General features: G+C 57.6%; 21 protein-coding genes. 18 read left to right on the top strand and 3 right to left on the bottom strand.

Annotated elements, in window-relative coordinates; all coding sequences use genetic code 11:
* Positions 1-40: 40 nt before the first annotated feature.
* Entirely contained in the window at positions 41-526 is a 486-nt protein-coding gene (sixA, locus tag M2433_RS12125; RefSeq protein WP_429054163.1) for a phosphohistidine phosphatase SixA, read from the top strand.
* A gap of 48 nt (positions 527-574) precedes the next feature.
* On the opposite strand, the gene smrB is transcribed toward sixA, so the two are convergent.
* Positions 575-1,126: an endonuclease SmrB gene (smrB, locus tag M2433_RS12120; protein WP_429054164.1), complete on the bottom strand. Its 552-nt coding sequence runs from the start codon at positions 1,124-1,126 to the stop codon at positions 575-577.
* A gap of 145 nt (positions 1,127-1,271) precedes the next feature.
* Between smrB and prmB the strand changes: the two genes are divergently transcribed.
* From prmB to M2433_RS12090, 6 genes are read left to right on the top strand one after another with little or no spacing between them, the layout of a single operon-like run.
* Positions 1,272-2,204, top strand: a complete 933-nt coding sequence (prmB, locus tag M2433_RS12115; RefSeq protein ID WP_008502612.1) for a 50S ribosomal protein L3 N(5)-glutamine methyltransferase — start codon at positions 1,272-1,274, stop codon at positions 2,202-2,204.
* Between the two features lie 60 nt (positions 2,205-2,264).
* Positions 2,265-3,350, top strand: a complete 1,086-nt coding sequence (gene aroC / locus M2433_RS12110) for a chorismate synthase (protein WP_429054165.1) — start codon at positions 2,265-2,267, stop codon at positions 3,348-3,350.
* A gap of 2 nt (positions 3,351-3,352) precedes the next feature.
* Positions 3,353-4,177: a penicillin-insensitive murein endopeptidase gene (gene mepA, locus M2433_RS12105; protein WP_429054166.1), complete on the top strand. Its 825-nt coding sequence runs from the start codon at positions 3,353-3,355 to the stop codon at positions 4,175-4,177.
* Positions 4,177-4,986 (top strand): sulfite exporter TauE/SafE family protein, encoded by an 810-nt coding sequence (locus M2433_RS12100; RefSeq protein WP_047346651.1) that lies wholly within the window; start codon positions 4,177-4,179, stop codon positions 4,984-4,986. Before mepA ends, M2433_RS12100 begins: the two co-directional genes overlap by 1 nt.
* Positions 4,986-5,531: an elongation factor P hydroxylase gene (locus M2433_RS12095; protein WP_059312866.1), complete on the top strand. Its 546-nt coding sequence runs from the start codon at positions 4,986-4,988 to the stop codon at positions 5,529-5,531. The genes M2433_RS12100 and M2433_RS12095 overlap by 1 nt, the downstream gene beginning before the upstream one ends.
* A gap of 13 nt (positions 5,532-5,544) precedes the next feature.
* Positions 5,545-5,820, top strand: a complete 276-nt coding sequence (locus M2433_RS12090) for a YfcL family protein (protein ID WP_371183207.1) — start codon at positions 5,545-5,547, stop codon at positions 5,818-5,820.
* Between the two features lie 62 nt (positions 5,821-5,882).
* Here M2433_RS12090 and mnmC read toward each other — a convergent pair whose 3' ends face one another.
* Positions 5,883-7,880 (bottom strand): bifunctional tRNA (5-methylaminomethyl-2-thiouridine)(34)-methyltransferase MnmD/FAD-dependent 5-carboxymethylaminomethyl-2-thiouridine(34) oxidoreductase MnmC, encoded by a 1,998-nt coding sequence (mnmC, locus tag M2433_RS12085; protein WP_429054169.1) that lies wholly within the window; start codon positions 7,878-7,880, stop codon positions 5,883-5,885.
* Positions 7,881-8,038: 158 nt separating this feature from the next.
* Here mnmC and fabB point away from each other — a divergent pair, with 158 nt between their 5' ends.
* On the top strand, positions 8,039-9,256 hold the full coding sequence (fabB, locus tag M2433_RS12080) for a beta-ketoacyl-ACP synthase I (RefSeq protein ID WP_429054171.1): 1,218 nt from the start codon (positions 8,039-8,041) through the stop codon (positions 9,254-9,256).
* Between the two features lie 209 nt (positions 9,257-9,465).
* Entirely contained in the window at positions 9,466-10,644 is a 1,179-nt protein-coding gene (locus M2433_RS12075) for an MFS transporter (protein WP_429054172.1), read from the top strand.
* Positions 10,645-10,733: 89 nt separating this feature from the next.
* Here the strand turns inward: M2433_RS12075 and flk are convergent, their stop codons facing one another.
* Positions 10,734-11,738: a flagella biosynthesis regulator Flk gene (gene flk / locus M2433_RS12070; RefSeq protein WP_429054174.1), complete on the bottom strand. Its 1,005-nt coding sequence runs from the start codon at positions 11,736-11,738 to the stop codon at positions 10,734-10,736.
* Positions 11,739-11,851: 113 nt separating this feature from the next.
* On the opposite strand from flk, the gene pdxB reads away from it, so the two are divergent.
* The 9 genes from pdxB (at position 11,852) to purF (ending at position 20,947) form a co-directional block, all read left to right on the top strand.
* The gene (pdxB, locus tag M2433_RS12065; protein ID WP_429054176.1) at positions 11,852-12,988 is read left to right on the top strand and encodes a 4-phosphoerythronate dehydrogenase PdxB; all 1,137 of its coding nucleotides are present in this window, start codon (positions 11,852-11,854) and stop codon (positions 12,986-12,988) included.
* A 67-nt stretch (positions 12,989-13,055) separates the two neighbouring features.
* A complete protein-coding gene (locus M2433_RS12060) occupies positions 13,056-14,069 on the top strand; it encodes an aspartate-semialdehyde dehydrogenase (protein WP_063957835.1) in 1,014 nt (337 codons plus the stop codon).
* The gene (truA, locus tag M2433_RS12055) at positions 14,069-14,881 is read left to right on the top strand and encodes a tRNA pseudouridine(38-40) synthase TruA (protein WP_264438528.1); all 813 of its coding nucleotides are present in this window, start codon (positions 14,069-14,071) and stop codon (positions 14,879-14,881) included. Before M2433_RS12060 ends, truA begins: the two co-directional genes overlap by 1 nt.
* A 28-nt stretch (positions 14,882-14,909) precedes the next feature.
* Positions 14,910-15,569, top strand: coding sequence for a DedA family protein (locus tag M2433_RS12050; protein WP_059312859.1), 660 nt, complete (start codon positions 14,910-14,912; stop codon positions 15,567-15,569).
* Between the two features lie 154 nt (positions 15,570-15,723).
* The gene (gene accD / locus M2433_RS12045) at positions 15,724-16,629 is read left to right on the top strand and encodes an acetyl-CoA carboxylase, carboxyltransferase subunit beta (protein WP_023336427.1); all 906 of its coding nucleotides are present in this window, start codon (positions 15,724-15,726) and stop codon (positions 16,627-16,629) included.
* A 70-nt stretch (positions 16,630-16,699) separates the two neighbouring features.
* On the top strand, positions 16,700-17,968 hold the full coding sequence (gene folC / locus M2433_RS12040; RefSeq protein WP_429054179.1) for a bifunctional tetrahydrofolate synthase/dihydrofolate synthase: 1,269 nt from the start codon (positions 16,700-16,702) through the stop codon (positions 17,966-17,968).
* On the top strand, positions 17,958-18,656 hold the full coding sequence (gene dedD, locus M2433_RS12035) for a cell division protein DedD (RefSeq protein WP_429054181.1): 699 nt from the start codon (positions 17,958-17,960) through the stop codon (positions 18,654-18,656). Before folC ends, dedD begins: the two co-directional genes overlap by 11 nt.
* A 251-nt stretch (positions 18,657-18,907) precedes the next feature.
* On the top strand, positions 18,908-19,396 hold the full coding sequence (gene cvpA, locus M2433_RS12030; RefSeq protein ID WP_000262116.1) for a colicin V production protein: 489 nt from the start codon (positions 18,908-18,910) through the stop codon (positions 19,394-19,396).
* Between the two features lie 33 nt (positions 19,397-19,429).
* Positions 19,430-20,947, top strand: a complete 1,518-nt coding sequence (purF, locus tag M2433_RS12025) for an amidophosphoribosyltransferase (protein WP_047346639.1) — start codon at positions 19,430-19,432, stop codon at positions 20,945-20,947.
* Positions 20,948-21,026: the final 79 nt, after the last annotated feature.

Here is a 21,026-nt window from a genome sequence, read left to right as displayed (position 1 = left end):
AGTTAACGCCGGTGATTCTGGTTAACAAAAGCGGTGCAATATGCAAGTTTTTATCATGCGTCACGGCGACGCGGCACTCGATGCCGCCAGTGACTCAGTACGTCCTTTGACCGTCTGTGGCTGCGACGAATCTCGTCTGATGGCGACCTGGCTTAACGGTCAAAAAGTGGACATCGAACGCGTTCTGGTGAGTCCGTTCCTGCGTGCAGAACAGACGCTGGATGCGGTGGGGGAGTGTATGAACCTGCCGGCCAGTGTAGATGTTCTCCCTGAACTCACCCCCTGTGGCGATGTAGGCCTTGTCAGCGCTTATCTTCAGGCGCTGTGCAATGAAGGTGTCGCTTCCGCGCTGGTCATTTCCCACCTGCCACTGGTTGGCTATCTGGTATCTGAGCTCTGCCCGGGCGAAACCCCACCGATGTTCACGACATCCGCCATTGCTAATGTTTCTCTGGACGAAACGGGCAAAGGTGTCTTCAACTGGCAGATGAGTCCGTGCAATCTGAAGATGGCAAAAGCCATCTGACGTGACGTGCGTTAGGGCGGGGGAGCACAATCTGCCCCCACCGTCCTGTCAGGGTAATTCTGGCGGCTGCCACTCTTCCACTTCTATCAACACCAGTAATGCGGCATCTCCGCCGTACTCTTTGGGTGCCTGATGGAAAGCCATTACGTGTGGATGCTGAGCCAGCCACAGCGGTGTCTGTTGCTTGAGGATATGTTTACCGTGGCCGTGCATCACGCAGGCGCAAAAAACATGTTCACGGCGACAGGCCGCGATCAATGCACCCAGCTCCTGTTTGGCCTGCATCTGCGTTAACCCGTGCAGATCGAGAAACAGCTCTGGCGAATAATCCCCGCGACGTAATTTTTTCAGCTCAAAATGGCTGACGTCTTCGCGTACATACTTTACAGCCCCTTGCGTGTTCAGCAGCGGCTGAAATTCATCTGAAAAAAAGTGGCTGTTATCGGCCTGCTCCTGCAGCAGCCGTTTAACCGGTACTTCGCTGATTTTTTTACGCTGCGGGCGATGGACAATGGTGTCCTGCGCGATTTTACGCGTCCCGGTCATCAGCTGTCGGAAGAGCGCCTGATCCTCCTCAGTGAGCGATGTTTTCTTTTTCATTCGTCATTCTCATCTCGTATTTCCGATAGTGTACCCGACTAAACGCATTTTTTAACCTCAAGCGCGACGCGTCATTGCTGATTTATCGCCGTCTTCATGGCAAACTAGCCGCCGAAAATTATGCGAGCATGCCCTGGAGGAAAGAGTGGATAAAATATTTGTCGATGAAGCAGTAAACGAGCTGCATACCATACAGGACATGTTGCGCTGGTCGGTTAGCCGCTTCAGCGCCGCCAATATCTGGTACGGTCACGGTACCGATAACCCATGGGATGAGGCCGTGCAGCTGGTGCTGCCGTCTCTCTATCTGCCGCTGGATATTCCGGAAGACATGCGCACCGCGCGCCTGACCTCCAGCGAAAAGCACCGTATCGTTGAGCGCGTGATCCGCCGCGTGAACGAGCGCATCCCGGTCGCCTACCTGACCAACAAAGCCTGGTTCTGTGGCCACGAGTTCTATGTCGATGAACGCGTGCTGGTGCCGCGCTCGCCGATTGGTGAACTGATCAACAATCACTTTGAAGGCCTGATCGGCCATCAGCCGCAGCACATTCTGGATATGTGTACCGGCAGCGGATGCATTGCCATTGCCTGCGCTTACGCCTTCCCGGAAGCGGAAGTGGACGCCGTAGATATCTCCACCGACGCGCTGGCGGTGACCGAGCACAACATTGAAGAGCACGGCCTGATCCATCACGTTACGCCAATTCGCTCTGACCTGTTCCGCGACCTGCCGACGCTGCAGTACGATCTGATCGTCACCAACCCGCCGTACGTTGATGCGGAAGACATGTCCGATCTGCCGAACGAATATCGTCACGAGCCGGAGCTGGGTCTGGCGTCAGGCTCTGACGGCCTGAAGCTGACCCGCCGCATCCTGGCCTGCGCGCCGGATTATCTGACCGATGACGGCGTTCTGATTTGTGAAGTGGGCAACAGCATGGTACATCTGATAGAGCAGTACCCGGATGTGCCGTTCACCTGGCTTGAGTTCGACAACGGCGGTGACGGCGTCTTTATGCTGACCAAAGCGCAGCTGCTCGACGCGCGCGAACACTTCAGCATCTATAAAGATTAATCCAGCGGGCTTCGGCCCGTTTCACAACGCTCAAACACAAACAACTACATCGGAGCCGTGATGGCAGGAAACAGTATTGGACAGGTATTCCGGGTGACCACGTTTGGTGAGTCGCACGGGCTGGCACTGGGCTGTATCGTTGATGGCGTACCGCCGGGCATTGAACTGACCGAAGCAGATTTACAGCACGACCTTGACCGTCGTCGTCCGGGTACCTCTCGCTACACCACGCAGCGTCGCGAGCCGGACCAGGTCAAAATTCTCTCCGGCGTTTTCGAGGGCCGCACCACAGGCACCAGCATTGGTTTGCTTATCGAAAACACCGATCAGCGCTCTCAGGACTACGGCGCCATCAAAGACGTCTTCCGTCCGGGCCACGCTGACTACACCTACGAACAAAAGTACGGCTTCCGCGACTATCGCGGTGGCGGACGTTCATCGGCGCGTGAAACCGCGATGCGCGTGGCGGCAGGGGCGATTGCGAAAAAATATCTGCAGCAGAAATTTGGCATCGTTATCCGCGGCTGTCTGACCCAGATGGGCGACATTCCGCTGGCGATCAAAGACTGGGATCAGGTAGAACAAAACCCGTTCTTCTGCGCCGATGCGGACAAGCTTGAAGCGCTGGATGAGCTGATGCGCGGCCTGAAAAAAGAGGGCGACTCCATTGGCGCGAAAGTGACCGTGGTGGCCGACGGCGTCCCGGCTGGCTGGGGCGAGCCGGTATTTGACCGTCTCGACGCCGACATCGCCCACGCGCTGATGAGCATCAACGCGGTGAAGGGCGTAGAGATTGGCGACGGTTTTGACGTGGTTAAGCTTCGCGGCAGCCAGAACCGCGACGAAATCACGAAAGCAGGTTTCCAGAGTAACCACGCGGGCGGCATTCTGGGCGGTATCAGCAGCGGGCAGCAGATTGTAGCCAACATCGCACTGAAGCCAACCTCCAGCATTACCGTGCCGGGCCACACGATTAACCGCGATGGCGAAGAAGTAGAGATGATCACCAAAGGACGTCACGATCCGTGCGTGGGGATCCGCGCGGTGCCGATCGCCGAAGCGATGCTGGCGATCGTGCTGATGGATCACTTCCTGCGCCAGCGCGCGCAGAATGCGGATGTGACGACCACCATTCCACGCTGGTAAACATGAAAAAAACCGCAATTGCTCTGCTGGCGCTGCTCGCCAGTGGAGCCAGTCTGGCCGCGACGCCATGGCAAAAAATCACCCACCCGGTAGCAGGGAGCGCGCAGTCCATTGGCGCCTTTTCCAACGGATGTATCGTCGGTGCTCAGGAGCTGCCTCTGCAGTCTGATACCTACCAGGTGATGCGTACCGATCAGCGACGCTATTTCGGCCACCCGGATCTGGTGCTGTTCATCCAGCGTCTGGGAAATCAGGTGCATAACCTGGGGCTGGGCACGATGCTGATTGGCGATATGGGAATGCCTGCCGGCGGACGCTTCAACGGCGGTCACGCCAGCCATCAGACCGGGCTGGACGTGGATATCTTCCTGCAGCTGCCGAAAGCACGCTGGACCTCAGCCCAGCTGCTGAAGCCGCAGGCGCTGGATCTGGTGGCGAGCGACGGTAAGCGCGTTGTGCCTTCACTCTGGACGCGGGATGTATCCAGCATGATCAAGCTCGCGGCAGAAGATAACGACGTCACGCGGATTTTCGTCAACCCGGCCATTAAGCAGCAGCTCTGCCTGGATGCCGGAACCGATCGCGACTGGCTGCGCAAAGTGCGCCCGTGGTTCCAGCATCGTGCGCATATGCACGTTCGTCTGCGCTGCCCGGCGAACAGCCTCGAGTGTGAAGATCAGCCGTCACCTCCGCCAGGCGATGGCTGCGGTGCGGAACTGCAAAGCTGGTTTGAACCGGCAAAACCTGGAGCCTCTAAGCCTGAGAAGAAGACACCGCCTCCGCTGCCGCCTTCCTGCCAGGCGCTACTGGATGAGCATGTACTTTAATGGATAATTTTGTCGATCTGTTTATGGTGTCACCGCTGCTGCTGGTGGTGCTGTTCTTTGTGGCTATGCTGGCCGGCTTTATCGATGCGCTCGCGGGCGGCGGCGGATTATTAACCGTACCCGCGCTGCTGGCGGCGGGCATGAGCCCGGCTCAGGCGCTTGCCACCAATAAGCTTCAGGCCTGCGGCGGCTCGCTCTCCGCATCGCTCTATTTTATCCGCCGCAAGGTGGTGAGCCTGGCCGATCAGAAGCTCAATATCCTGATGACCTTTATCGGCTCAACGTCGGGCGCGCTGCTGGTTCAGCACGTGCAGTCCGATATTTTGCGCCAGATCCTGCCGATTCTGGTTATCTGCATCGGTCTTTACTTCTTGCTGATGCCAAAACTCGGTGAAGAGGACCGTCAGCGTCGTCTCCACGGTTTGCCGTTTGCCCTGATTGCCGGTGGCTGCGTCGGTTTTTACGACGGTTTCTTCGGCCCGGGCGCAGGCTCGTTTTACGCGCTGGCGTTTGTGACGCTGGCCGGGTTTAACCTCGCCAAATCCACCGCCCATGCCAAAGTGCTCAACGCGACATCAAACGTCGGCGGCCTGCTGCTGTTTATCATTGGCGGCAAGGTCATCTGGGCAACCGGCTTTGTGATGATGGCAGGGCAGTTTCTCGGGGCGCGCGCGGGCTCGCGTCTGGTATTAAGCAAAGGACAAAAGCTGATTCGCCCGATGATCGTTATCGTCTCGGCGGTAATGAGCGCCAAACTGCTTTATGACAGCCATGGACAGGAGATCCTCACCTGGTTGGGGATGAACTAATGAACAGTACGCATAAATACGAACAGCTGATTGAGATCTTTGACGGCTGTTTTGCTGATGATTTTAATACCCGTCTGATTAAAGGCGACGACGAACCGATCTATCTTCCTGCTGATGCCGAGGTTCCGTATAACCGCATCGTCTTTGCGCACGGTTTTTACGCCAGCGGCCTTCACGAGATTTCTCACTGGTGCATCGCGGGCAAAGCACGTCGCGAACTGGTGGACTTCGGCTACTGGTACTGCCCGGACGGACGAGACGCCGCCACGCAGGGACAGTTTGAAGATGTGGAAGTGAAACCGCAGGCGCTGGAGTGGCTGTTCTGCGTCGCGGCGGGCTTCCCGTTCAACGTGAGCTGCGACAACCTTGAAGGCGACTTCGAGCCGGACCGTATCGTTTTCCAGCGCCGCGTTCACGCGCAGGTGATGGAATATCTTGAGAAAGGCATCCCGGAACGTCCGGCGCGCCTGATCGAGGCTTTACAGAATTATTACCACACGCCGAAGATGACGGCGGAATGCTTCCCATGGCCGGAAGATCTTTAACAGAGGAAAGAAGATGATCGCAGAATTTGAATCACGCATTCTGGCGTTAATTGATGACATGGTGGAACACGCCAGTGATGATGAGCTGTTCGCCAGCGGTTATCTGCGTGGTCACCTGACGCTTGCCGTAGCCGAGCTGGAGGCTGGTGACGATCACTCTGCCGAGGCCGTTCACGATGAAGTGACTCGCAGCCTGGAGAAAGCCATTCTGGCCGGGGAGCTCTCTCCGCGCGACCAGTCACTGGTGCTGGGCATGTGGGACAACCTGTTCCAGCAGGCTAAACGCTAAGCCGCCTTCTCTTCCCTCTCCCCTTTGGGGAGAGGGTTAGGGTGAGGGGATTTGATCGCACCCTACTTAACCTTCTTACCCTTCAGCAGTTTCCGCACCCACAATCGATTCGGATTCAGTCCCGCAAGCGTAACCCTGTCCAGCGGAATCGGCTCGTCGCTCATTTGCGCGGCTAACACTTCAGCCAGCAGCGGCGCAGAGCACAGGCCGCGAGAACCCAGCCCGCCCAGCATAAACAGCTCCGGATACACCGGCGCGGCCACCGCCGTCTCCTTATGTTCAGCCAGAGCCTGATAGGCCTCAAGCGTGGCTTCGTAGTCCGGCACGTTTCCCGCCATCGGCAGATGATCGCGGGTGGCACAGCGCACGCCGCAGCGCGCATCACCCTTGCTGACGTCCACCTCTTTTGCCCACCCCGCATTCGGGAAACAGTCAATCAGACGCTGACGGTTTTGCACCTGATCCGCCTCGCTGTAGCGCATTTCCGTTTCGCCGCGATGATAGCTGGCCCCGATGCAGTGATGGCCGTTAGACGGATTTTGCGGCGTCAGATAGCCGTCATAGCACAGCACCTGGCGCAATTGGCCGAGCGCAGGCGCGGTCGGGATATGGCTCACCTGGCCGCCGACAGGATAAACCGGCAACGCTTCTGTCTGGATAAACTCGCTGATGTGGTGCCCGTTGGCCAGAACAACGCTGGCATGGTGCGCCTCTTTGCCATTGGCAAATCGCAGATGCCAGCGTTCCGTCCGGCGCAGCGATTCCACCCTGTGGGCATACTGCACCGTCAGCCCGCGCGACTGCGCGAGGGCAATGACCGCAGCGGTCAGCTCGGCCGGGCACAGCCAGCCGCCGAGAGGATACTGAATACCGCCGCAGCCGGTTTCCACGCCAGCGGTGTCTGCCACCTCTTGCGCACTTACCGCGCGGGCAATCTCTTCAGGCAGACCCAGTGAGAGCATCTGCGTAATTTTTTGCTGGCTCTTTTCATCCCAGCCGAGCTGCGTGACGCCGCACCAGTCATGGTCGAACGCTACCGGCAGAGCGTCATACAGGCGACGGGCGAAGGTAAACGCCGCCGGGAAAAACTGGAACAGCGCCGGGTCGTGCGCGCTTAAAAGCGGATAGAGCGCCCCCTGGCGGTTGCCGGACGCGCCGTGAGCTGGCGCGTCGTCAGCGCAGTAGAGCGTGACCTGCCAGCCACGGTGGAGAAGCGCGAGAGAGAGCAGGGCGCTGGCGATCCCCCCGCCGACTATCGCCACCTCACGCGAGGCGCTGGCACCGCGTGCAAACCAGGGGGCGCTGGCGGGGATGTCCAGCGTGCGCTCCATCCTGCCGACCAGCATGTCGCGCTTGCGGCCAAAGCCTTTGGTTTTCTGCATGGTAAAGCCCGCCTCCTGCAGCCCGCGGCGGACAAAGCCTGCCGAGGTAAAGGTGGCGAGCGTTGCGCCCGGGCGAGCCAGTCGCGCCATCGCGCTAAACAGGTGCTGGCTCCACATGTCCGGGTTTTTGGCGGGCGCAAAGCCGTCCAGGAACCATGCGTCCACCTTCTGATTCATCGCGTCGTCGAGCGTATCGGTCAGGTCGTTAATATCGCCCAGCCAGAGGTCCAGCGTGACGCGTCCGCCGTCCAGAATCAGGCGATGACAGCCGCCGATGTGTGGCGGCCACTGTGCCTGGAGCTGCTCTGCCCACGCTGCTAGCTCCGGCCAGCGCTGATGGGCAAGCCGCAGGTCATGCGCGGTGAGCGGGAATTTTTCGAAACTGATGAAATGTAATCTTTGTAGCGTAGCCTCAGGGTGTGCAGCGTGAAACCGATCGAACGCCTGCCAGAGGGTTAAAAAGTTCAGCCCGGTTCCAAATCCGCTCTCCGCGACCACAAACAGGCTGCGCGGGTGCGCCGGGAAGCGGGCGCTGAGCTGGTTTCCGTCGAGGAAAACATAGCGGGTTTCTTCAAGTCCGTTATCATTAGAAAAATAGACGTCATCAAAATCTCGGGAAACAGGTGTACCCTCAGCGTTGAATTCGAGGTTGGCGGGTTGTATAGCGTTTTGTTTCACGTAAGTTACTCGTCTGACAGGCAGTGGCACGATCTTAACGATGTGAGTCCATCGGTGCAAATTTCCGCAGAAAATGTCTGATCGGACTTGTTCGGCGTACAAGTGTACGCTATTGTGCGACTCGAAACTTACTATAGTGCGACTTACAGAGGTATTGAATGAAACGTGCAGTGATTACTGGCCTGGGCATTGTTTCCAGCATCGGTAATAACCAGCAGGAAGTCCTGGCATCTCTGCGTGAAGGACGCTCCGGGATCACTTTCTCTGAAGAGTTTAAAGATTCAGGTATGCGTAGCCACGTATGGGGTAACGTCAAACTGGACACCACCGGTTTGATTGACCGCAAAGTGGTTCGTTTCATGAACGATGCCTCTATTTATGCTTATCTCTCCATGCAGGAAGCGATCAAAGATTCCGGCCTGAGCGAAGAGGTTTATCAGAACAACCCGCGCGTGGGTCTTATCGCCGGTTCCGGCGGCTCATCAAAAGCGCAGGTATTCGGTGCTGACGCAATGCGTAGCCCGCGTGGTCTGAAAGCGGTAGGTCCGTACGTGGTCACCAAAGCCATGGGTTCTGCGGTTTCCGCGTGCCTGGCGACCCCATTCAAAATCCACGGTGTGAACTACTCCATCAGCTCCGCGTGTGCAACTTCCGCACACTGCATCGGTAATGCTGTTGAGCAGATCCAGCTGGGTAAACAGGACATCGTATTTGCTGGCGGCGGCGAAGAGCTGGGCTGGGAAATGGCCTGTGAATTCGACGCCATGGGCGCACTGTCCACCAAATACAACGAAACGCCAGATAAAGCGTCACGTACCTATGACGCGCACCGTGACGGTTTCGTTATCGCGGGCGGCGGCGGCATGGTTGTGGTTGAAGAGCTGGAGCACGCGCTGGCACGCGGTGCGCACATCTACGCTGAAATCGTGGGCTACGGCGCCACGTCTGACGGCGCCGACATGGTGGCTCCATCCGGTGAAGGGGCGGTGCGCTGCATGAAGATGGCGATGCACGGTGTTGATACCCCAATCGACTACCTGAACTCCCACGGTACCTCTACGCCAGTAGGCGACGTGAAAGAGCTGGGTGCGATCCGTGAAGTGTTTGGCGACAACAGCCCGGCGATCTCCGCCACCAAAGCCATGACCGGTCACTCTCTGGGTGCGGCTGGCGTGCAGGAAGCGATCTACTCTCTGCTGATGCTGGAAAACGGCTTTATCGCGCCAAGCATCAACATTGATGAGATGGATGAGCAGGCTGCTGGCCTGAACATCGTAACCAAACCAATGGACGAGACGCTGAACACCGTCATGTCCAACAGCTTCGGTTTCGGCGGCACCAACGCCACGCTGGTGATGCGCAAGCTGAAAGCATAAGTTTTATGTTTGATTCAGAAAGGGAGCCATAAGGCTCCCTTTTTTTTATGCATTGACAACCGGCTGATCTCACAGGCAAACTTCACCCCTCAACATTATCCTCACGATAATGCGTAAGCGTTTAACGTCAACCAACGCGCCTTAATCCTGATAGCCAGGTAGAGGGGGCGTGGCATTTTCCCGCCTTACTCTTCATTTCGGAGTAAAGCATGACTGCAGTAACTCAAACAGAAACAACGCCTTCAGCGAACGTCTCGCTGTTCCGTATCGCCTTTGCGGTATTCCTGACCTATATGACCGTTGGCCTGCCGCTGCCGGTGATCCCGCTGTTTGTTCACCAGGAACTCGGCTATGGCAACACCATGGTTGGCATCGCCGTAGGCATCCAGTTTTTAGCGACGGTTCTAACCCGCGGATACGCCGGACGGCTGGCGGATCAGCACGGTGCTAAACGTTCAGCGCTGCAGGGGATGTTTGCCTGCGGACTGGCGGGCGGCGCATGGCTGCTGGCGGCTCTCCTGCCGGTAGACGCCGCGTATAAATTTGCGCTGCTGGTGCTGGGCCGCTTAATCCTGGGCTTTGGTGAAAGCCAGCTGCTGACCGGCACCCTGACCTGGGGAATGGGCCTGGTGGGCCCGGCACGTTCTGGCAAAGTGATGTCCTGGAACGGCATGGCTATCTATGGCGCGCTGGCCGCGGGCGCCCCGCTTGGGCTGCTCATCAATAGCCAGTTTGGATTTGCGGCGCTGGCAGCTACCACCATGGTGCTGCCGCTGCTGGCGTGGGCGTTTAACGGCTCGGTGCGTAAAGTGCCCGCGCATAAAGGCGAGCGTCCTTCCCTGTGGAGCGTGGTCGGCCAAATTTGGCAGCCGGGACTTGGCCTGGCGCTGCAGGGCGTAGGGTTTGCGGTGATTGGCACGTTCGTCTCGCTCTATTTTATGAGCCGTGGCTGGGCGATGGCCGGTTTTACGCTCACCGCTTTTGGCGGCGCGTTTGTGCTGATGCGCGTGCTCTTCGGCTGGATGCCGGATCGCTTTGGCGGCGTGAGGGTGGCGGTGGCGTCGCTGGTGATAGAGACCATCGGTCTGCTGCTGCTGTGGAATGCACCCGTAGCATCCGTTGCGCTGCTTGGGGCGGCGCTGACCGGCTGCGGCTGTTCACTGATTTTCCCGGCACTCGGCGTTGAAGTGGTGAAGCGCGTGGCCCCGCAGGTGCGCGGTACGGCGCTGGGCGGCTATGCGGCGTTTCAGGATATCTCATACGGAGTCACCGGGCCGCTGGCCGGTCTGTTAGCCACCTCGTTTGGTTATCCGTCGGTCTTCCTGGCTGGTGCGGTTTCAGCAGTTGTTGGGATTGTGGTGACGCTGGTGGCGTTTTGCAGGACTTAAGCCGTTGTTGCCGGGGGCGGCTGCGCCTTACCCGGCCTACGGTTTGAGCCGTTGTAGGCCCGGTAAGCGTAGCGCCACCGGGCAAAACATCAGGCAACCAGCCAGAAAATCGCCAGCGCAATCAGTAGCCCAATAAACAGCAATCCTGGACGCGCAGAGAGGGTTCTGAACGTCTCCACGACGGGCGCAAACAGCGGGTTGTAGATTGGCTGAATGTTTCTCACCTCCGGCACGCCGCCTTCACGCTCGGCGCGGCGAACGAAGATCTGATTGAGCACATCCTGCACCTGTGCGGTGGTCAGTACCGTTTGCGGTGTGGCCTGCCAGTTTTGCTGGACGTAATCCCGAATCATCTCGAACTCACGCGGTTCAAGCGGCTGTTTCAGTGCGGCCTGAACGGTATGCAGGGTAGGCGCATTCTGGGTGCTGAGCGTCTGGCGCGCCTGGAGCCAGGTCACCAGATGGGTAAACTGTTTGGCAGGGATCAGCTCGCCCGCCTTCACGCCAGACAGTTCAAGCATGGATTGCCAGATAAGCTTCGTCGGTTCGCCGGTGGCCGCGGCCAGCTTTGTCACCATCTGTTTGAGGGTGTTGTGCTCGGCGGGCAGCAGCGAACGCTCGGTCGACGGGCGCACCTGAGGCTGTGGAATTGACAGCTCATTGTTCTGCAACAGCGTCAGCACGGTTTTAAGCTGGTCTGGCGTCAACTGGCCCAGGGCGGTTTGACCATACTGCTGGCGAATAAAATCACTCACCGCCTGGCGGTTATTTCCCTGTCCAAGCAGCTCCGTCAGCTGCGCGACAATCTGGCGCGTGGTGTGGTTCTGCTGCGCGTTATTGATACGCTGGTTCAGGTTTTGCTCGGCTGCAGGGAAGTGGCGCGACTGCAGCGGCGCGTCGTTTCTCATGCCCAAATCATGCTTTACCCCAGCCCAGACTTCCGCGTTTTGCTGCGAAGTCAGCGCAATCAGGCGCGTGATCAGTCGCTCCAGCACGGTGCGCTGTTGCGTGGATAGCGGTTGTTCGCCGGCAACGTTTGGCGTAACAGGGCCTTCACCCGGAGGGCGCGGCGGCGTGCCTGAAATGGGCTGCATCGTCAAAAATCCTTAAAGTCAAAACTCAGCGTAAACCTGGCAGACGTATATGCCTGGCGGCCAGATTATGGCACACTTGGCAGGTTTTCTTCCTCTCAAACAGGTACTCAGACGTGAAAATCCTCGTTGATGAAAATATGCCTTATGCCCGTGAGCTGTTTAGCCGCCTGGGTAACGTTAAGGCTGTCCCTGGTCGCCCGATCCCGGTCAACGAACTGGATGACGCAGACGCGCTGATGGTGCGCTCGGTGACCAAAGTAAATGAGTCGTTGCTCGCCGGTAAAGCGATTAAGTTCGTCGGGACCGCAACGGCAGGGACCGATCATGTGGATGATAAATGGCTTACGCAGGCCGGGATCGGTTTCTCCGCCGCGCCGGGCTGTAACGCCATTGCCGTCGTGGAATACGTTTTCTCCTCGCTGCTGATGCTGGCCGAGCGCGACGGTTTTATGCTGAAAGACCGCACCGTGGGAATTGTTGGCGTGGGTAACGTGGGCGGACGCCTGCAAAAGCGCCTGGAAGCGTTAGGGATCCGCACGCTGCTGTGCGATCCGCCGCGCAAAGACAACGGTGATGACGGGGATTTCCGCTCGCTGGACGAGCTGGTTGAGCAGTGTGACGTGCTGACTTTCCACACGCCGCTGTTTAAAGAGGGGCCGTATAAGTCGCTGCATCTTGCTGACGACGCGCTGATCCGCCGTCTGAAGCCTGGCACTATTCTGATAAATGCCTGCCGTGGCCCGGTGGTGGACAACGCCGCGCTGCTGACGTGTCTGAATGAAGGACAAGACCTCAGCGTGGTGCTGGACGTCTGGGAGCCGGAGCCGGATCTCAACGTTGAGCTGCTCAATAAGGTGGACGTGGGCACCGCGCATATCGCCGGTTATACCCTCGAGGGGAAAGCCCGCGGCACGACGCAGGTCTTCGAAGCCTACAGCGCCTTTATTGGCCATCCGCAGCAGGTGGCGCTGGATACCTTACTCCCCGCGCCTGAATTTGGCCGCATTACCCTGCACGGCCCGCTCGATCAGGCAACGCTGAAAAGGCTGGTGCATTTGGTGTATGATGTGCGCCGCGATGATGCGCTGCTGCGTAAAGTGGCGGGGATCCCGGGTGAGTTTGATAAGCTGCGCAAGAACTACGTTGAGCGCCGCGAGTGGTCTTCCCTGTATGTAATATGCGACGACGCCCCGGCGGCGACGCTGCTGCATAAGTTAGGGTTTAACGCCGTTCATCACCCGGCGCATTAATGTCTTCTTAATGCTCCCTGTCGGATACTCCGACAGGGACGCTTTTTTATTTCTGGAGTAAACCACCATGTCTGAAGGCTGGAACATTGCCATTTTAGGTGCCACGGGTGCCGTGGGCGAAGCCCTGCTCGAAACCCTTGCCGAGCGTCAGTTCCCGGTGGGCGATATCTATGCGCTGGCGCGTACGGATAGCGCGGGTGAGCATCTGCGTTTTAACAGTAAATCCGTGATGGTCCAGGATGCGGCAGCGTTCGACTGGACCCAGGCGCAGCTGGCTTTTTTCGCTGCGGGCGCTGAAGCCACTGCTGCGTACATTGAAGAGGCGACCAACGCAGGCTGTCTGGTGATCGACCTGAGCGGCCTGTTCTCAATGGAGCCGGATGTGCCTCTGGTGGTGCCGGACGTGAACCCATTTGTGCTGGCTGACTACCGCAACCGTAACGTCATTGCGGTACCGAACAGCCTGACCAGCCAGCTGCTGACCGCCCTGAAGCCGCTGATCGACGACGGCGGCCTGTCGCGCATTACCGTCACCAGCCTGCTGTCCGCGTCCGCAAACGGCAAAAAGGCCGTTGACGCGCTTGCCGGACAGAGCGCGAAGCTGCTGAACGGCATCCCGATTGACGAAGACGATTTCTTTGGTCGCCAGCTGGCGTTCAATATGCTGCCGTTGCTGCCGGATCGCGAGGGTTCCGTACGCGAAGAGCGCCGTATCGTCGATGAAGTTCGTAAAATTCTGCAGGATGACGGACTGATGATCTCTGCGAGCGTCGTGCAGTCCCCGGTCTTCTACGGCCACGCGCAGATGGTTGGTTTTGAAGCGCTGCGTCCGCTGGCAGCAGAAGAGGCGCGCGATGCGTTCGGCCGCGGTGAAGACATCGTGCTTTCTGAAGAGAGCGAGTTCCCGACTCAGGTGGGCGATGCCTCAGGGAGCGCACACCTCTCCGTAGGCTGCGTGCGCAACGATTACGGTATGCCGGAGCAGGTTCAGTTCTGGTCTGTTGCCGATAACGTTCGCTTTGGCGGCGCGCTGATGGCGGTGAAGATCGCTGAAAAACTGGTGCAGGAGTATCTGTACTGATGTCAGCAGTGGAGCAAAAGCCGGTTCATAAAATTGCCCTCGGCATTGAGTACGACGGCAGTAAATATTATGGCTGGCAGCGTCAGAATGAGGTGCGCAGCGTCCAGGAAAAGCTGGAAAAAGCGCTCTCTCAGGTGGCAAACGAGCCGATTAACGTCCTGTGTGCAGGACGTACGGACGCGGGTGTTCACGGCACGGGGCAGGTGGTTCACTTTGAAACCACCGCCGTACGTAAGGATGCCGCCTGGACGCTGGGTGTAAATGCGAATTTGCCTGGTGACATTGCGGTGCGTTGGGTAAAAGCTGTGCCAGATGATTTTCACGCGCGCTTCAGCGCCACGGCGCGCCGCTACCGTTATGTCATCTACAACCAGCGCCTGCGTCCGGCTGTGTTAAGCCAGGGCGTGACGCATTTTTATGAACCGCTTGATGCTGAACGGATGCATCGTGCGGCGCAGTGCCTGATTGGTGAAAATGACTTTACCTCGTTTCGTGCGGTCCAGTGTCAGTCCCGTACGCCGTGGCGTAACGTCATGCACATAAACGTTAGCCGTTATGGCGCGTATGTGGTGGTGGATATCAAAGCCAATGCCTTTGTACATCATATGGTTCGGAATATTGTGGGCAGCCTGATGGAAGTGGGTGCCGGACACCAGCCGGAGAGCTGGATTGCAGAACTGCTGGCAGCGAAGGACAGAACGCTTGCGGCAGCCACGGCGAAAGCGGAAGGATTGTATCTGGTCTCGGTAGACTATCCGGATCGGTTTGACCTGCCAAAACCGCCAATGGGCCCGCTGTTTTTAGCGGACTAAACAAAGGTGCAATTAGGGCTTAGACAATATGGACGTAATTCGTTTTTTGATTGATTTCATCCTGCATATTGATGTTCACCTGGCGGAGCTGGTCGCGCAGTATGGCGTCTGGGTATACGCCATTCTGTTCCTCATTCTGTTCTGTGAAACCGGTCTGGTCGTTACCCCGTTCCTGCCGGGAGATTCCCTGCTGTTCGTCGCCGGGGCGTTATCGGCGCTACCTACCAATGACCTGAACGTGCACCTTATGGTTGTGCTGATGGTGATTGCCGCCATTATTGGCGATGCGGTCAACTATACGATTGGACGCGTGTTCGGCGAGCGGCTTTTCAGTAATCCTGATTCGAAAATTTTCCGTCGCAGCTATTTAGATAAAACCCACGCGTTTTATGAGCGTCATGGCGGAAAAACCATTATCCTTGCGCGTTTTGTGCCTATTGTGCGTACATTTGCACCGTTTGTGGCGGGAATGGGGCATATGTCCTATCGTCATTTTGCGGCATACAACGTGGTTGGCGCGCTGCTGTGGGTATTGCTGTTTACCTATGCAGGCTACCTGTTCGGCGATCTCCCGGTGGTTCAGGAAAACCTTAAGTTACTGATTGTAGCGATTATTGTGCTTTCCGTACTGCCAGGCGTTGTTGAAATCATTCGTCACAAACGTGCGGCGGCAAAACAAGCGAAGTAAATGCACTCTGGCGGTTCGACCACTTTTTTATCCAAAGTTTCGGGCTGTTATGTTTTAATGTGCAACATTCATGGTCTGTTGGAGGCAAAAATGGCATTATTCGCCTCTTATAGCAAAACTGGCATACGACCAGGTTCAGGCAGAAAGGTTATCAATGAGCTGGATTGAACGAATTAAAAGCAACATTACCCCAACGCGCAAAGCGAGCATTCCTGAAGGGGTATGGACGAAGTGTGATAGCTGCGGCCAGGTTCTGTATCGCGCAGAGCTGGAACGCAACCTTGAGGTGTGTCCGAAGTGTGACCACCATATGCGTATGTCGGCGCGCAACCGCCTGCATAGCCTGCTGGACGAAGGTTCTCTGGTAGAACTGGGCAGCGAGCTTGAGCCAAAAGACGTGCTGAAGTTCCGCGATTCCAAAAAATACAAAGATCGTCTGGCCTCTGCACAGAAAGAGACCGGCGAGAAAGACGCGCTGATCGTCATGAAAGGCACCCTGCACGAGATGCCGGTTGTTGCCGCTGCGTTTGAGTTCGCCTTTATGGGCGGCTCAATGGGCTCCGTGGTCGGTGCGCGCTTCGTGCGTGCCGTTGAGCAGGCGCTGGAAGACAACTGCCCGCTGATCTGCTTCTCTGCCTCCGGCGGTGCGCGAATGCAGGAAGCGCTGATGTCTCTGATGCAGATGGCGAAAACCTCTGCAGCGCTGGCGAAAATGCAGGAGCGCGGTCTGCCGTATATCTCCGTGCTGACCGACCCAACCATGGGCGGCGTCTCGGCAAGCTTCGCGATGCTGGGCGATCTGAACATCGCTGAACCAAAAGCGCTGATCGGCTTTGCGGGTCCTCGCGTCATTGAGCAGACCGTGCGTGAAAAATTGCCGCCTGGCTTCCAGCGCAGTGAGTTCCTCATTGAGAAAGGCGCCATCGACATGATTGTCCGCCGTCCGGAAATGCGCCTGAAGCTGGCGAGCATCCTGGCGAAGCTGATGAATCTGCCGGCGCCAAACCCGGATGAGCCGCGCGAAGGCGTGGTGGTACCGGATCAGGAACCCGAGGCCTGATAACTGAAAAGGGCAGGGCCGTTTGGCGCTGCCCTTTTGCTTTCTAATCTGTTAATGACAACCGGGCATTATGGAAAATAAAAGCATTCCCCAAGCCACGTCGCCCCTGGCCGCGTGGCTTTCTTATCTGGAAAACCTGCACAGTAAAACCATCGATATGGGGCTTGAACGCGTAAGCCAGGTCGCCGCGCGTCTTGATGTGCTCAAACCGGCACCTTTCGTGTTTACCGTCGCGGGCACCAACGGCAAAGGTACCACCTGCCGTACCCTGGAATCCGTGCTGATGGCTGCGGGTTACAGGGTAGGCGTGTACAGCTCTCCACACCTGGTACGCTACACCGAACGGGTGCGCGTGCAGAACGGCGAACTGCCGGAATCGGCGCATACGGCGTCGTTCGCGGAAATTGAAGCCGCGCGCGGTGAAACCTCATTAACCTATTTTGAATACGGTACTCTGTCGGCGCTGTGGCTGTTCAGGCAGGCGCAGCTGGACGTGGTGATCCTTGAGGTCGGCCTCGGCGGTCGTCTTGATGCGACTAATATGGTGGATGCGGACGTGGCGGTAGTCACCAGCATCGCGCTGGACCATATCGACTGGCTGGGTCCGGACCGGGAAAGCATTGGCCGCGAGAAGGCCGGTATTTTCCGGGCCAATAAGCCCGCCGTGGTCGGCGAGCCGGATATGCCGCATACCATCGCGGACGTGGCAAACGAGAAGGGCGCGCGTCTGCTGCGCCGCGGCGTTGACTGGCAGTATGAAGTGCGTGACAACGCGTGGCGTTTTAGCGATGCACAGGGCGCGCTGGACAACCTGCCGCTGCCGCAGGTGCCACAGCCTAACGCGGCGACGGCCCTGGCGGCACTTCGTGCGAGCGGCCTTGCGGTCAGCGAGCAGGCGATCCGCGACGGCATACAGAACGCGATTCTGCCCGGGCGTTTCCAGATTGTCAGCGAGTCACCGCGTTTGATACTGGACGTGGCGCACAACCCCCATGCGGCGGCGTATCTCGCGGAACGTCTCAAATCGTTACCAAAAACCGGGCGCGTGCTGGCGGTTATCGGTATGCTTCATGATAAAGATATCGGCGGGACGCTGGCCTGCATGGAGAGTGTGGTCGATAGCTGGTATTGTGCTCCTCTGGAGGGGCCGCGCGGCGCGACGGCTGAGCAGCTGATGGAGCATCTCGGCAAAGGCGCAAGCTACAGTAGCGTGGCGCAGGCCTGGCATGCCGCGATGGCGGATGCTAAACCAGAAGATACCGTGCTGGTGTGTGGTTCATTCCATACGGTGGCACATGTCATGGAAGTGATGGACGCGGGGAGAACCGGTGGCGAGTAAGTTTCAGAACCGTTTAACAGGAACCATTGTGCTGGTCGCGCTCGGGGTGATTATTCTCCCGGGTCTGCTCGACGGGCAGAAAAAGCATTATCAGGATGAGTTTGCCGCTATTCCGCTGGTCCCTAAACCGGGTGACCGCGATGAGCCGGATATGCTGCCGGCGGCGACGCAGGCGCTTCCTGCTCAGCCACCGGAAGGTGCGGCGGAAGAGGTGCGTGCGGGCGATGCTGCAGCGCCGTCGCTCGATCCGTCTCGCCTGGCGGCAGCGAGCAACAGCGACATCGATCCTGTGCCGGTAGAGCAGCCTAAGCCTGTTGAAAAACCGAAGGCGGTCGACAAACCGCAGCCGAAACCGCAGCGTGATAAAACGGCAGAACAGCTTGCCGCGGCGTCAGAGACGCCTCCGCCAGCGAAACCGGCTCAACAAGAGGCCGCTACCCCAACGGGTAAAGCCTACGTAGTACAGCTGGGCGCGCTGAAAAATGCGGATAAAGTCAATGAGGTGGTGGGTAAACTGCGCAGTGCGGGATATCGTGTTTACACTTCACCAACCACGCCGGTGCAGGGTAAAATTACCCGTATTCTCGTGGGGCCAGAAGCGTCTAAGGACAAGCTGAAAGGTTCGCTCGGCGAGCTGAAGCAGATCTCCGGCCTGAGCGGCGTAGTGATGAGCTACAGCGCGAACTAAAAACCTGCCCCTCACCCCGGCCCTCTCCCCAGAGGGGAGAGGGTGAAAATCGCACTGAGTGAGCGTGTAACAGACTGCATCGTACAGTCCCCTCTCCCCTTTGGGGAGAGGGTTAGGGTGAGGGGGCGTTGAACATTTTTTCAGCGCCTTTTTTATTTACGCGGGGGAAGGAAATCCCTACGCAAACGTTTTCTTTTTCTGTTAGAATTCGCCCCGAACTGGATGACAGGGCGTTAAATCGTGGGACACATATGGTCTGGATTGATTACGCCATCATTGCGGTGATTGGTTTTTCCTGTCTGGTTAGCCTGATCCGTGGCTTTGTTCGTGAAGCGTTATCGCTGGTGACATGGGGTTGTGCTTTCTTTGTCGCCAGTCATTACTACACTTACCTGTCTGTCTGGTTCACGGGCTTTGAAGATGAACTGGTCCGAAATGGAATCGCCATCGCGGTGCTGTTTATCGCGACGCTGATTGTCGGCGCTATCGTGAATTACGTGATAGGTCAGCTGGTCGAGAAAACCGGTCTGTCAGGAACGGACAGGGTGCTCGGGATCTGTTTCGGGGCATTACGAGGCGTGCTGATTGTGGCCGCGATCCTGTTCTTCCTGGATACCTTCACCGGGTTCTCCAAAAGCGAAGACTGGCAAAAATCGCAGCTCATTCCAGAGTTCAGCTTCATCATCAGATGGTTCTTTGACTATCTGCAAAGCTCGTCGAGTTTTTTGCCCAGGGCATAAACCCTGAGATGTGGCTTAACGAGGAAAAGACGAATGTGCGGTATTGTCGGTATCGCCGGTTTCATGCCGGTAAACCAGTCGATTTATGACGCGTTATCGGTGCTTCAGCACCGTGGGCAGGATGCTGCGGGTATCATCACCATTGATGCAAACAACTGCTTCCGTTTACGCAAGGCGAATGGCCTGGTAAACGATGTGTTTGAAGCCCGCCATATGCAGCGTCTGCAAGGTAATATGGGTATCGGTCACGTTCGTTATCCTACTGCTGGCAGTTCCAGCGCTTCTGAGGCACAGCCTTTCTACGTCAACTCACCGTACGGCATCACGCTTGCTCATAACGGCAACCTGACCAACGCGCACGAGCTGCGTAAAAAGCTGTTCGAAGAGAAACGTCGCCACATTAACACCACCTCTGATTCTGAAATCCTGCTCAACGTGTTTGCCAGCGAGCTGGATAACTTCCGTCACTACCCGCTGGAAGCCGACAACGTCTTTGCTGCTGTCGCAGCGACAAACCGCCAGATCCGCGGAGCGTACGCCTGCGTCGCGATGATCATCGGTCATGGCATGGTGGCCTTCCGCGATCCAAACGGCATTCGTCCGCTGGTGCTCGGCAAACGTGACCTCGGCGATGGTCGTACCGAATATATGGTTGCGTCTGAAAGCGTGGCGCTGGATACCCTGGGCTTTGAGTTCCTGCGTGACGTTGCGCCGGGCGAAGCGGTTTACATCACCGAGAAGGGCCAGCTGTTTACTCGCCAGTGTGCCGATAACCCGGTCAGCAACCCGTGCCTGTTTGAATACGTTTACTTTGCCCGTCCGGACTCCTTCATCGACAAGATTTCCGTCTACAGCGCGCGCGTGAATATGGGCACCAAGCTGGGCGAGAAGATTGCCCGCGAGTGGGACGATCTCGACATCGACGTCGTCATTCCTATCCCGGAAACCTCCTGCGATATCGCGCTGGAAATCGCCCGCATTCTGGATAAGCCATACCGTCAGGGCTTCGTGAAGAACCGCTACGTTGGCCGCACCTTTATCATGCCTGGTCAGCAGCTGCGTCGTAAGTCCGTGCGCCGCAAACTGAACGCCAATCGCGCCGAGTTCCGCGACAAGAACGTTCTGCTGGTGGATGACTCCATCGTTCGCGGCACCACCTCTGAGCAGATTATCGAGATGGCGCGCGAAGCGGGTGCGAAGAAAGTCTACCTGGCCTCTGCGGCCCCGGAGATTCGCTTCCCGAACGTGTACGGTATTGATATGCCAACCGCTAACGAGCTGATCGCTCACGGCCGTGAAGTGGACGAAATTCGCCAGATCATCGGCGCCGACGGCCTGATTTTCCAGGATCTGAACGATCTCATCGACGCGGTGCGCGCCGAGAACCCGGATATTCAGCAGTTCGAATGCTCCGTGTTTAACGGTATTTACGTGACTAAAGACGTTGACCAGCAGTATCTCGACTACCTGGATTCCCTGCGTAACGACGATGCCAAAGCCGTTCAGCTGCAAAACGATCTCGAAAGTTTAGAGATGCACAACGAAGGCTGATGTTCAGGCAAGTGAGGGCATTCGCCCTCACTTGCAACTCCCCGCAAAATCCTGCACAGTCTGCCCTGAATCAGTAAGG

Source organism: Enterobacter sp. AC1 (genome assembly GCF_050434705.1).
Lineage (GTDB): Bacteria > Pseudomonadota > Gammaproteobacteria > Enterobacterales > Enterobacteriaceae > Enterobacter > Enterobacter cloacae_L.
The sequence above is the reverse complement of the archived record's forward strand: the minus strand, read 5'-3'. Positions and strand labels throughout refer to the sequence as shown.

What these genes read in the sequence shown, in the direction of transcription:
- M2433_RS12090 (WP_371183207.1), top strand. Translation starts at nt 5,545, where the DNA reads ATGATCGCAGAATTTGAATCACGCATTCTGGCGTTAATTGATGACATG.
- truA (WP_264438528.1), top strand. Translation starts at nt 14,069, where the DNA reads ATGTCAGCAGTGGAGCAAAAGCCGGTTCATAAAATTGCCCTCGGCATT.
- smrB (WP_429054164.1), bottom strand. Translation starts at nt 1,126, where the DNA reads ATGAAAAAGAAAACATCGCTCACTGAGGAGGATCAGGCGCTCTTCCGA.
- mepA (WP_429054166.1), top strand. Translation starts at nt 3,353, where the DNA reads ATGAAAAAAACCGCAATTGCTCTGCTGGCGCTGCTCGCCAGTGGAGCC.
- folC (WP_429054179.1), top strand. Translation starts at nt 16,700, where the DNA reads ATGGAAAATAAAAGCATTCCCCAAGCCACGTCGCCCCTGGCCGCGTGG.
- M2433_RS12100 (WP_047346651.1), top strand. Translation starts at nt 4,177, where the DNA reads ATGGATAATTTTGTCGATCTGTTTATGGTGTCACCGCTGCTGCTGGTG.
- M2433_RS12095 (WP_059312866.1), top strand. Translation starts at nt 4,986, where the DNA reads ATGAACAGTACGCATAAATACGAACAGCTGATTGAGATCTTTGACGGC.
- accD (WP_023336427.1), top strand. Translation starts at nt 15,724, where the DNA reads ATGAGCTGGATTGAACGAATTAAAAGCAACATTACCCCAACGCGCAAA.
- fabB (WP_429054171.1), top strand. Translation starts at nt 8,039, where the DNA reads ATGAAACGTGCAGTGATTACTGGCCTGGGCATTGTTTCCAGCATCGGT.
- sixA (WP_429054163.1), top strand. Translation starts at nt 41, where the DNA reads ATGCAAGTTTTTATCATGCGTCACGGCGACGCGGCACTCGATGCCGCC.
- M2433_RS12060 (WP_063957835.1), top strand. Translation starts at nt 13,056, where the DNA reads ATGTCTGAAGGCTGGAACATTGCCATTTTAGGTGCCACGGGTGCCGTG.
- purF (WP_047346639.1), top strand. Translation starts at nt 19,430, where the DNA reads ATGTGCGGTATTGTCGGTATCGCCGGTTTCATGCCGGTAAACCAGTCG.
- aroC (WP_429054165.1), top strand. Translation starts at nt 2,265, where the DNA reads ATGGCAGGAAACAGTATTGGACAGGTATTCCGGGTGACCACGTTTGGT.
- M2433_RS12075 (WP_429054172.1), top strand. Translation starts at nt 9,466, where the DNA reads ATGACTGCAGTAACTCAAACAGAAACAACGCCTTCAGCGAACGTCTCG.
- flk (WP_429054174.1), bottom strand. Translation starts at nt 11,738, where the DNA reads ATGCAGCCCATTTCAGGCACGCCGCCGCGCCCTCCGGGTGAAGGCCCT.
- M2433_RS12050 (WP_059312859.1), top strand. Translation starts at nt 14,910, where the DNA reads ATGGACGTAATTCGTTTTTTGATTGATTTCATCCTGCATATTGATGTT.
- cvpA (WP_000262116.1), top strand. Translation starts at nt 18,908, where the DNA reads ATGGTCTGGATTGATTACGCCATCATTGCGGTGATTGGTTTTTCCTGT.